This window comes from Corallococcus sp. CA041A, from assembly GCF_003612075.1.
GTDB lineage: Bacteria > Myxococcota > Myxococcia > Myxococcales > Myxococcaceae > Corallococcus > Corallococcus exiguus.
Window position 1 is genome coordinate 1 of the sequence record NZ_RAWF01000311.1, and the last position, 10,934, is coordinate 10,934.

Sequence of the window (10,934 nt, forward strand, 5' to 3'; positions counted from 1 at the left end):
GCCCCAGCCCCAGGAACTGCCTGTCCCGTCCTACCCCGCCGTCGAGACCTTCATCGAGAAGGCCTCCGCCAGCGACGTCCAGGCGCTCTTCGCGCCCGTCAAGCAGGGGCTCGCCGACCTCAAGGGCCCGCGCGCGGAGATCGGCAAGAAGGCCCAGGCTGCGATCGCGCGGTCCGAGGAGCTGCTCGGCATGCTCGTGGACGTCCGCGAGAAGCTCGTCGCCGAGTCGAAGCAGTCCAAGGGCCGGAAATAACGGGCTTTTCGGGAGCCCGGACGATTTCTTGTCACCAGCAGGCAACCGGCGGCTGACTCTCCCGATAATCCTTTGAAAGAGCCACGGGATGATCCCCGGCTCCCCTTTTGAATCAACGCTGGCACCAGCGCGGAGGCTGAAATGAGCAAGATCGACAGCGGCATGATGGGTCCGAACCTGCGCATGAACACCCAGATGACCACGGCTCGGCAGACGCCGAACACGAGCTTCGGTGCGCGCGTTCAGAACGGTCTGAACAGCACCGTCGGCGCCGTGGGCGCGGGCGTGGGCGCGGTGGCGGGCTTCGTTCCCGGCGCGGGCATCGTCTCCGCGGCCGTCTCCTCCGCGCAGACCTTCTCCGGCGCCTCCGGCTCCGGCATGCAGGGCGGCCCGTACGTGGGCGTGATGAACACCGGCTCTGGCGCGGTGCCCTCCACCAACCTGCCGGGCGTCGGCGGCTCGGGCCTGCCCTCCACGGGCGGCTCCACCTCGCTGGGCACCAGCGTTGGCACCAGCTCGGGCGGCAGCGTGGGCGACCAGCTCAACACCAACGGCTCGCTCAAGTCCATGATGGACGACAACGTCAAGCTGCTGAACATGCAGTCCGCCATGCAGCACGAGTCGCAGCTCTTCACGGCTGTTTCCAACGTGATGAAGTCGCGGCACGATACGACCAAGAACTCCATCGGCAACATCCGCTAGTCTTCACGGACAGCGGAATCTGACCGGTGCAAGGAAGGCGGCCCTCGACGGCCGCCTTCCGTGCTTCCGGCGACAGGAAAGGCAGCGCGACGTCCATGGCGGAGACCCCTTCGGAGATTGCCAACAGCCTCGTGCCCCTGGCACGCCAGCCGGCCATGGTCCTGCTGGAGTCTGGCTACCTGTGGCTGGACATGGGTCACTTCGACAAGGCCAAGGAGGTCTTCGTCGGTGCCGCCGCGCTGATGCCCAAGAGCGAGGTGCCCCAGATTGGTCTGGGCGCCGTGGAGTTCGCGCAGGGCAAGCACGACAAGGCCCTGGCGGCCTACCGGGTCGCCCAGCGGCTCGCGCCCCTGTCGTCGCTTCCCCGGGCACACGCGGGTGAAGCGCTGTTGTTCATGGGCAAGGTCCCGGAGGCCCTCAAGGAACTGAAGGCCGCCATCGACCTGGAGCCCGAAAGCGACGGCGCGAAGCTGGCCCAGGCGCTCATCCAGGCGAAGGAAGCGGGGGCCCTGCCTCCGCCGAAGAAGTAGTCGCGGAAGGCGAAGGAGGTACGTCGATGGCTGTCGGTGGAGTTGGACGTGGGGGTGGGAAGGGCCGCGCGGGCGGCGCGAAGGGGGCGTCCGGTCCGTCGGGTGCCGCCGGCGCGTCCTTTGGCGGCAAGGTGGATCGCACGGAATCGCTCGTCGGGCCTTCGGGTCTGGTAGGCTCCAGCAACATCCAGGGCCCCCAGGCAACGGATCCGATCGCGGCGCAGGCCCTCGCCATCGCCAAGCGGCTGAAGAACGGGGGCTTCAAGAGCAAGGAAGAGGCGACGAAGGCGCTCGTCTCCGAAGTGTTGCAGGAGAAGTTGAACATGAAGTCCGCTGCCCTCACGGGCCGCATCGCCGGGGCCCTGCAGGATGATCCCCGGCTGAACCAGGTTCTCGAGCGGCTGTGGTCCAAGGCCGAGTGAGCGCGCCGCTTGCCTCTGGGTGAAGACAGGAAGGTCATCCTGGAGAAGTACGGCCCGTACGTGCGGTCGCTCGCGGCCACCGTGCGCAAGCAGTTCAATGCCCAGCTGGAGCTGGATGAACTGCTGGCCTATGGGCAAATCGGTCTGCTGGAAGCCGCTGAGCGCTTCGACCCCAAGGTTGGCGCCAACTTCCTCACCTTTGCCCACTACCGCATCAAGGGCGCCATCTTCGACGGTCTGAGGAAGATGGGGGTCTTGCGGGGCGCGGACGCCCGCACCGCCTATCAGGGCGAGCGCGCGACGGCGTATCTGGGAAATCTGGCGGACCGCGAGCAGGGATCAAGCAACCGCGGGTCGTCATTCGACGATGATATTGGAGACATCTCGGATGCCGTGGCGGGCCTCGCGGCGGTTTTCGCGGCGGGGGCGGAAGGGGCGGAGGCGGCGGGCTACGTGGATGAATCCCTCCCGGCGGATCAGCGCCTGGAGATGGAGCAGTTGAAGAACCGGGTGCGCTCGGCCATCGAGAAGCTTCCGGAGAAAGAGCGCAAGCTCCTGCAGGGCTATTACTTCCAGGGACGCACGCTGGAAGAGGCAGGAGCGGAAATCGGGCAGTCGAAGAGCTGGGCGTCGCGGCTTCATGCGCGGGCCATTGATCGGCTCAAGGAACTCTTGAACGAGGAGGAGGAACTCCCTCCCCCCTCGACGGATGCAAGGAGGGTGTCACATGGCGGCTCCGATGAGCGGCATCTCCGCGGGACAGGTAGCGCAGCAAAAGCTGCAGGACCAGGGCGCGCAGCAGACTCAGAAGACGGGCGCGTCGAAGTTCGACGGAGTTCTCGCTGACAAGGCGCAGGGCGCCGGCCAGGTGGACGCCGCCCAGAACGTCAACAAGGCCCAGGCCGCGCAGGCCACCCAGAAGGTGGACAACGTCCGCCAGGTGGAGACCGTAAACAAGGCGGAGAAGGCCAACCTGAACAAGGTGAGCGGCGCTGCCCAGCAGCCCGCCACGGCCAAGGGCGCCGAGCCCGTGGACGCGAAGGCCGAAGCCTCCAAGACGACCAAGTCGGGCGGCATGGTGTCCGACCTCGTCTCGGGCCTTGAGAAGGGCCAGGTCAGCATGGACAAGCTGATCAAGGAGGCCTCCTCCGGCAAGAACATGTCCAACGCCGAACTGCTCGGTCTCCAGGCGTCCATGTACAAGTACTCGCAGGAGTTGGATCTCACGTCGAAGGTCGTCGAGAAGGCCACCAGCGGCCTGAAGGACGTCGTCAAGACGCAGGTCTGAAGTCCCCACCCCGCCGGGCCATGGCGGCATGCGAAGGGCGGTCCCTCCCAAAGTCGGGAGGGGGCGCCCTTCCGCGTTTTGCAAGGGCCCTGTTAAGCTAAGCGCGCCCATGACTCGCCGAACGCCCGTCTTCGCCGCCCCGCTCCTCGCCCTGCTGTTCCTCACCGGCTGCTCCATCGAGCTGCAGCACGAGCTGACGGAGGCGGACGCGAATGAAATCTACGTCCTGCTCAGCAAGAACGGCATCAACTCCAAGAAAGAGAAGGCGGAGGGCGGTAACGAAGTGCGCTTCACCATCGTCGTCCCCAAGGGCGACGCCGCGCAGGCCGCGGAGCTGTTGAAGCGCAACTCGCTACCGCGTCCGGTGGAGAAGGGCCTGTCCCACTTCGCCAAGGGCAGCATGGTGCCCACCGCCACGGAGGAGCGCGCCATGCTCCTCAAGGCCATGGCGGGTGAGGTCTCCAACGCGCTCAACCAGATCGACGGTGTGCTGGAAGCGCGCGCCATCGTGATGGTGCCGGAGAACAACGACCTGTCGCAGCCGGAGAACAAGCCGATGCCGTCGGCCTCCGTGTTCATCAAGTACCGCACGGTGGAGGGCGGCAAGCCCCCCGTGACGATGGACGCGGTGAAGCAGTTCGTCGCCAGCTCCGTGGCGGAGCTCAAGCCGGAGGCCGTCACCGTGCTGATGACGGAGGCACTGGCCCCCTCGGCGGAGACCACGGAGACCAACCGCCTGCAGGACGTGCTCGGCGTGCGCATGACGGCCGCCAGCGCGAGCACCTTCAAGATGATCCTCGGCGGTGCGTTCGCGCTCATCCTGGCGATGATGGGCCTCACCGGGTGGACCTTCATGCGCGGTGGCTCGGGTGGCGCTGCCCCCGCCGCGGCGGCGCGTCCCGCGCGTGCGCGCGGCGGTCGCGAGGGCTAGACCTGCACGTCGCTTCCCGCGGCCCTCCTGGGGTGGACCGCGGGACGTGTCCTCCAGGCCGGGGACACGACTTCCATCTTCAGCGGGCCACCTGGGGGCCCGCGAGGTGACCGTTGGATTCCTTCTTCACCTCGCTCAGCAAGCGCCAGACCATGATGTTGCTCACCGCGGTCACCTTCGGGGGCCAGGAGAGCATGGCGGCGCTGGAGCACCTGCCGGACGAGGAGGGCGCGCTCTTGCGCCACCGCGCGCAGGAGATCCTCCAGATTCCGCGCGAGAAGCGCCTGCCCGCGGTGGTGCAGGAACTCAAGCGGCTGATGAAGGACCGGCGCGGCCAGCTGTGGACCGGGGATCCGGAGCGGCTGGCGGCGCTGCTCCAGCGCGAGCGCGGCGCCCTGGTGGAAGTCGCCCTGCGAGCGCTGCCCGGCAACATGGCGGAGGCCGTGCGCGGCCATCTGCCCCCCTCTCGCGTGAAGCTCACCCGCGAGGTGCGGCCGCAGGTCCTGGACATCATCCGCTGGAAGCTGGAGGAGGCGCTGTCGCGCGAGGCCGCGGGCCAGTCCGCGGGTTTCAAGTTCGCGGACGTGCTCAACCTCCAGACGCGTGAGTTGCTCACGGTGAGTGACCGCCTGGGGGCGCGCGTGCTTGGGCCGGCGCTGGCGGGCCTGCCCGAGGAAGAGCTGAACGGCCTCATGGAGTCGCTGCCTCCGGACCTGTTCCAGCTCATGAGCAAGTCCGTGGCGGCCAATGCGCCGCGCAAGCTCCCGGAAGAGGACGCGCGCGCGCAGATCAACCTGCACGAGGGCTTCAACCGGCTGGCCGGCGCCATCCGCAGCGCGGGCGTGCAGCGGCTGGCGCGCGCGTGCGTGGCGCAGTCCCCGGAGTTCGCCGCGCGCATGCTGGAGAAGCACCGCGGCGAGTTCGGCCACCTGGTGGCGAAGTGGGTGCGCGAGGAGCGCTCGCGGCCGACGGCCCGGGGCGATGGCGGACGCACCGACATCGTCATGGACCTGGAGCGGCTGGCCGTGCGCGGCCTCATCGAGCGGCCCGTGCGGCTGATCACGCCGCCGCGCCCCGCCGCAGTGCTCCCTCCACCGCCGGGGGCCCGGAAGCCCGCGCCCGCGGCTCCGGGAGCCCGTCCCGAAGCTCCGGGAGCACGCCCCGCGGCTCCGGGAGCCCGTCCGGGGGCAGCACCCGCGCCGCGCGAGGGCCTGCGCACCACAGCCCCGGATCCGTCACGCCCGCCCGCGCTCCGAGCCCCCAAGGCCCTGCGGGGAGCCCCTCCCGCCGGAGAGTCCGCGGATGCGGGCGCCAAGCGCGACTTCATGGCCGAGCGAGCGGCCCGTCGCGCGGGTGCTGCGTCCAGCCGTGACGCGGGCCCGGGCGCGGCGCCCCCCGCCGGACGTCCGCGCCCGGCGCCGGGGGAGGAGCGGGGCTCGTCGGTGGGGCCCGCGCCCCGCGCGTCCATGGCTTCGCCAGAAGGGGACGCGAACGGTTCGAAGATGCGCCGGATGCCAGTGGAGCGCGAGCGCGGGCCCGCGCCCCGTGCCTCCATGGGGGCGCCGGAAGGTGAGGCGGGTGGTTCGCAGATTCGCCGGATGCCGGTGGAGCGCGAGCGTGGGCCCCCGCCCCGCGCGTCCATGGCGGCCCCGGAAGGGGATGCGAACGGCTCCCAGATGCGCCGCATGCCGGTGGACCGGGGCTCGTCGGTGGGGCCCGCGCCCCGCGCATCCACCGGGGCCATTCCCGGCCGCCGTGATCCAGAGGGCGCCAGGCCCGCGCGTCCCGTCCGGCCGGAGCCAGACGGCGCCCGCATTGGACCCCCGCCCTCGCGGCTGGGTGCACGCGGCGCGTCACGCCCGCCGGAGCCGGATGCGCCGGAAGGCCGCTCCGTCCGGGCCGAGCGCCCCGCGCGGCCTCCCGCCGACGCGGAGGAGCGCGCCCCCCGTCGCCCGGAACCCTCAGGGGAAGCCGCTGATGGGGCCCGCGTGCTGCGCTCGCGCACGGGCAGCCGTCCCGCGGCGCGTCCCGAACCGGGGGGCGAGCCGGAGCGTCCCCCGCGCGTGCTCTCCAGCCAGGCATCCTCGCCCCGGTCCTCGGAGGGAACGCAGGTGGGCCGCCGGCGCCCGCCTCCCACCGATCGGCCGGGCCCGGATGACGCGGGCGGTCCGGGAGGGCGTGGACCGCGCGGCGGAACGCGCTAGCATCCGGTCTCCAAGGAGCGGCCCATGGCGATCGGCAAGGTAATCAAGGGGGACGGGTTGGCGGAGTCGGTGGTCGTCGCCACGTCCGAGCGACCGGCGCTGCGTCCGCCGCGCGCGGGCGTGATGAACGCCGAGGTCTTCGAGGCGCGCCAGGGCGCCCAGGGCATCATCGAGGATGCCCAGCGCGAGCGTGAGCGCATCCTCGCCGAGGCCCAGCGCGAGAAGGAGGAGCTCTTCGCCAAGGCGAAGGACCTGGGCCGTCAGGAAGGCATCGCCCAGGCCACGGAGCTGCTCCTGCGCGCGAAGATACAGGCCGGGGAGATGCTCAACTCCCAGGAGCAGGACATCATCGCGCTGGCGCTGAAGATGGCGGAGAAGATCCTCGGCCGCGACCTGGAGCGCGAGCCGGAGCTGCTGGTGGACATGTGCGCCGCGGCCATCGACAACCTCCGCAACGCGCGCGCCATGATCCTGCGCGTGCACCCGAAGACGGCCACGGTGCTGCGCGCCAAGCGCCCGCAGCTGATGGAGCTCATCGGCCGCACGGTGGACCTGGCCATCAAGGAGGACCCGGAGGTCGCTCCCGTGGGCTGCATCGTCCAGACGGAGTTCGGCACCGTGGACGCGCAGCTGCCCACGCAGCTGGAGATGCTCCAGAACCTCCTGCAGCCGGACACCGGTCGCAAGAGCGGCCCTCCCTGAGCCTGCTGGCCAACGCCGCGCCCTAGAGCCTCCCGGAATCCGCCATGGCCATCGACCTTTCGCGCTACTACGACCTCATCAAGGAAGCGTCCCTCGTCCGGGTGCGCGGCCGCGTCACGGAGCTGACGGGGCTCGTCATCAAGGCGAGCGTGCCCAACGTGCGCATCGGCGAGCTGGTGCTCGTCAAGAACCGCCAGCGCGGCCTGATGAAGTCGGAGGTCGTGGGCTTCGTGGGCGACGAGGTGATGCTCATGCCCCTGGGCGAGTTGTACGGCATCGGTCCGGACAGCGAGTGCATCCCCACCGGCCGTCCGCTCACCATCAAGTGCGGCGACGGGCTCCTGGGCCGCGTGCTCAACGGCATCGGCGAGCCCATGGACGGCATGCCCCTGGAGGGGGAGAACCTGATCGACTGGCCCGTGGACCGCGACTGCCCGGACCCCTTCACCCGTCAGCGCATCGAGCGGCCGCTGCCCCTGGGCGTGCGCTGCATCGACGGGCTTCTCACCGTGGGCGAGGGCCAGCGCGTGGGCCTCTTCGCCGGCTCCGGCGTCGGCAAGTCCACGCTGATGGGTCAGATTGCCCGCAACACGCAAGCAGACCTCAGCGTCGTGGCGCTCATCGGCGAGCGTGGTCGCGAGGTTCGCGAGTTCATCGAGGACGCCATGGGCGAGGAGGGCATGAAGCGCGCCGTGCTGGTGTGCGCCACGTCCGACCAGCCCGCCCTCGTGCGTCTGCGCGCCGCCTACGTCGCCACGGCCATCGCGGAGTACTTCCGTGAGCGCGGCGGCAATGTGCTGTTCATGCTCGACACGGTGACGCGTCTGGCGCGCTCCCAGCGCGACATCGGCCTCGCCATTGGCGAGCCCCCGGCGCGTCAGGGCTACCCGCCCAGCGTCTTCTCCATGCTGCCGCGCATCCTCGAGCGCACGGGCAACTCGGCGAAGGGCAAGTGTACCGCCATCTACACCTGCCTCGTGGCCGGCGGTGACATGGAAGATCCGATCGCCGACGAGGTCCGCGGTATTCTCGACGGCCACTTCATCCTCAACCGTGAACTGGGCGCGCGAAACCAGTGGCCGGCCATGGACGTGCTCCAGAGCCTCAGCCGTGTGATGAGCGGCATCGTCAGCAAGGAGCACAAGAAGGCCGCCGGCAAGCTGCGCGAGACGCTCTCCACCTACGAGAAGCAGCGCGACCTCATCCTGCTGGGCGCCTACCAGGCCGGCGCGGACCCCAGGACGGACTACGCCATCGAGAAGTACGACGCCATCATCGACTTCCTCAAGCAGGACACCCACTCCAACTCCCCGTACGAGGAGACCGTGGAGCAGCTCATCGCCCTCTTCGAGGACTGATGCCTCCGGGGGAGGCGCGTGGACGGGCCGTTTCCGGGTAGGATGGCCCGACCATGCCCCCGTACCGGTTGCAGGTGTTGCTGGACATGCGTGAGAAGGCGAAGGAGGAGGCCGAACAGGCCTTCTCGGACGCCGTCAAGGCGCTGGCGAAGGAAGAGCAGGAACAGAAGCGCCTGGAGGCGGAGCTGGAGCGCCGCCGCAAGGAGCGCAAGGCCAAGGTCCAGGAGTACTTCCAGCAGATCATGGCCAAGGGCGCCGGCATCAACGGCATGAACATGATGGGCCGCTTCGAGCAGCGTCTGAAGGACGACGAAGCCCAGGTCGCCCTCCAGATCGAGCACCAGAAGGAGGTCGTCCGGACGGCGGGCCGCCTGGTGGAGCAGCGCCGCATGCTGATGGCCGAGGCCGCCAAGGAGCTCAAGGCCATCGAGAAGAACAAGGAGAAGTTCGTCAAGCAGGTGAAGAAGGAACGCGAGGATCGGGAGGAGTTGGGCCAGGAGGAGATCGGCAGCGCCTTGTTCCTGGCCCGCCAGCGCAAGTAACCTCCCGCCGCCTTCCGCTGTATCTGGAGAAACGCCATGAGCCGAGTTGATGACGATCGTGATGCCGCGCGCTTGGCGGAGCGGATGATCCAGGAGCGCAAGCTCGCGGAGGCGAAGACCCAGAAGCGCGTGCAGGGCGAGTCCGTCTTCTCCAAGCTGGTCCAGCAGGGACAGGCCGAACAGGCCCAGCCCAAGCAGGCGCAGGAGCTGAAGCAGCCCCTGGGCAAGCAGGTGCTGGCGCGCCTGGCGCAGGGACAGGGCAAGACCTTCGACGAGAAGCTGGCCCAGAAGGAGACCGCCTTCGCCAGGCCCGGGGAGTCCACCCAGGGCGCCCAGCAGTCCCAGCGCAACAGCGAGTCGCAGGGCCTGTCCAAGGGCGGCGAGGCCCGCAAGTCGGAGGTCGTGGAGGAGAAGCGCTCCACGGACGTCCGCGAAGGCGACATGAACAAGGCCGAAGGTCAGGCCGGCCGGCTGAGCCAGGAGAAGGGCGAGCTGAAGATCGACGTCAACGCCGGCGGTGGCAAGGGCGCGGGCGGCGGGGGCAGCAAGGAGAAGGACGACAAGGGCGCGCAGATGGCCGGCGCGGGCTTCCGCTTCAACCCCGCGCTGATGGCGCCGGTGCCGGTGGCCAAGCCCAAGGACACCGCTGGCTCCGAGCGGCTGCGCGCCATGGCGAACGAGATCGCCCAGAAGATCGTCGAGCGCGTGCGCGTGGGCACCAACGCCGCGGGCAACGCGGAGTTCCAGATCGACCTGCGCGGTGACGTGCTCAACGGCCTGTCCATCAAGGTCAGCGCGAAGAACGGAAAGATTTCCGCCGTCTTCAGCGGCAACGACCGCGACACCTTGAAGATGCTGGAAGAGCAGAGCGACGGCCTGCGCAGCGCCCTGGGTGGCCGGGGGCTGGCGCTTGAAAATCTGAGGTTCGAGGCGAAGACATGAGCCTGGAGCCGGACGACGAGCCCGGAGTCTTTGAGCGCACCATGTTGGTCGACACCCGGAAGCTGGGACCCCCGCCCCCGAAGTCCGCGCAAGCCCCGGCCCCCGCGCCGGCCCCGGCTCCGGTGTCACCGTGGCGGAAGTTCGCGTTCACGAACCTGGAGAAGGTGTCGCGCACGCAGGGCCAGCTGGCGGAGCGGATGCGTTGGCTGACGCCCAACGCGGGCACGCTGGAGACGGTCTGCGCGCGCCTCAAGGCCCTCTTCGACGTGGACGTGCGCCTGTCGGTGGAGTCCGCCCAGGCGCGCCCCATGACGGAGCTGCGCCGCTTCCTGGGGGACCCGTCCTTCCTGGCGGTGCTGGCCCCCGGCGCGCTCAAGGGCCGGGTCATCCTCGAAATCGAGCTGTCGCTGGCGCACTCGGCGGTGGACCTGCTCTTGGGCGGCGCCGGTGAGACGGTGGGCCTGCGCCCCCTGACGGACATCGAGGAGGGCGTGATGGGCTACGTCGTCCTGGAGGCCCTGAAGGAGCTGGTGCCCGGGCTGCAGCCGGGCGTTCCCCGGCCCCGGCTGGACGGCGTGGCGCGCGGCGTGGATGAAGTCTCCGCTCGCCTGGGCGAGGACGGCCCGATGCTGGCGGTGCACCTGAACGCGGTGCTGGGCTCGCACCGCGGCATCGTGCGGCTGGTGGTGCCGTCGGCGGTGCTGGAAGCGGCGGAACCCGCGGTGGAGAGCGCCCAGCGGCGCGACCACCGCCGTCAGGACATGAAGGCGAACGGCCGGCGCCTGTCCGCGCTGCGCGACTGGCTGCGCGCGGAGATTGGCGTGGCGGAGCTGTCCGCCCAGGACCTGGCGTCCCTGCGCGTCAAGGACGTGCTGCTCCTGGACATGCTGTCGGCGCGGCCGGACCGGGGCGAGCCCGGCACGGCGCAGCTGCGGCTGGGCCTGGGGCGCACCGGCCACTTCCTGGCGGACGTGTCCGTGGAGCACGGCCGCTACCGGGCGCGCATCACGGACATCATCCCCGGGGAGCCGGGCAACCCGCAGGGTGGGGAGTCCGGGGG

Annotated in this window: 13 protein-coding genes; all 13 read left to right on the plus strand. The window is 69.9% G+C overall.

What is annotated here, in order from left to right; genetic code table 11:
- A partial coding sequence (locus tag D7V77_RS36245; protein WP_120580831.1) for a hypothetical protein occupies positions 1-253 on the plus strand: 253 nt, incomplete at its 5' end.
- A 141-nt stretch (positions 254-394) separates the two neighbouring features.
- Positions 395-955, plus strand: a complete 561-nt coding sequence (locus D7V77_RS36250; RefSeq protein WP_120580832.1) for a hypothetical protein — start codon at positions 395-397, stop codon at positions 953-955.
- Positions 956-1,050: 95 nt separating this feature from the next.
- Complete coding sequence (locus tag D7V77_RS36255; RefSeq protein ID WP_120530743.1) at positions 1,051-1,485, plus strand: lipopolysaccharide assembly protein LapB; 435 nt, start codon at positions 1,051-1,053, stop codon at positions 1,483-1,485.
- A 26-nt stretch (positions 1,486-1,511) separates the two neighbouring features.
- Positions 1,512-1,907: a hypothetical protein gene (locus D7V77_RS36260; RefSeq protein ID WP_120580833.1), complete on the plus strand. Its 396-nt coding sequence runs from the start codon at positions 1,512-1,514 to the stop codon at positions 1,905-1,907.
- Between the two features lie 9 nt (positions 1,908-1,916).
- Positions 1,917-2,753, plus strand: coding sequence for a sigma-70 family RNA polymerase sigma factor (locus tag D7V77_RS36265; RefSeq protein WP_120580834.1), 837 nt, complete (start codon positions 1,917-1,919; stop codon positions 2,751-2,753).
- Between the two features lie 22 nt (positions 2,754-2,775).
- Positions 2,776-3,195, plus strand: coding sequence for an ATP-dependent helicase HrpB (locus D7V77_RS36270; RefSeq protein WP_120563422.1), 420 nt, complete (start codon positions 2,776-2,778; stop codon positions 3,193-3,195).
- A gap of 109 nt (positions 3,196-3,304) precedes the next feature.
- Entirely contained in the window at positions 3,305-4,126 is an 822-nt protein-coding gene (locus D7V77_RS36275; RefSeq protein WP_120580835.1) for a type III secretion protein, read from the plus strand.
- A gap of 113 nt (positions 4,127-4,239) precedes the next feature.
- Positions 4,240-6,330 (plus strand): hypothetical protein, encoded by a 2,091-nt coding sequence (locus tag D7V77_RS36280; RefSeq protein ID WP_120580836.1) that lies wholly within the window; start codon positions 4,240-4,242, stop codon positions 6,328-6,330.
- A 24-nt stretch (positions 6,331-6,354) separates the two neighbouring features.
- The gene (locus tag D7V77_RS36285) at positions 6,355-7,032 is read left to right on the plus strand and encodes a FliH/SctL family protein (protein WP_120580837.1); all 678 of its coding nucleotides are present in this window, start codon (positions 6,355-6,357) and stop codon (positions 7,030-7,032) included.
- A gap of 44 nt (positions 7,033-7,076) precedes the next feature.
- Positions 7,077-8,390: a type III secretion system ATPase SctN gene (gene sctN, locus D7V77_RS36290; RefSeq protein ID WP_120580838.1), complete on the plus strand. Its 1,314-nt coding sequence runs from the start codon at positions 7,077-7,079 to the stop codon at positions 8,388-8,390.
- Positions 8,391-8,443: 53 nt separating this feature from the next.
- Positions 8,444-8,932: a flagellar assembly protein FliH gene (locus D7V77_RS36295; protein WP_120580839.1), complete on the plus strand. Its 489-nt coding sequence runs from the start codon at positions 8,444-8,446 to the stop codon at positions 8,930-8,932.
- A gap of 36 nt (positions 8,933-8,968) precedes the next feature.
- Positions 8,969-9,874 carry a flagellar hook-length control protein FliK gene (locus D7V77_RS36300; protein ID WP_120580840.1) on the plus strand — a complete coding sequence of 302 codons (906 nt, stop codon included), beginning with the start codon at positions 8,969-8,971 and terminating at the stop codon, positions 9,872-9,874.
- A partial coding sequence (locus tag D7V77_RS36305; RefSeq protein ID WP_120580841.1) for a YscQ/HrcQ family type III secretion apparatus protein occupies positions 9,871-10,934 on the plus strand: 1,064 nt, incomplete at its 3' end. The genes D7V77_RS36300 and D7V77_RS36305, both read left to right, overlap by 4 nt.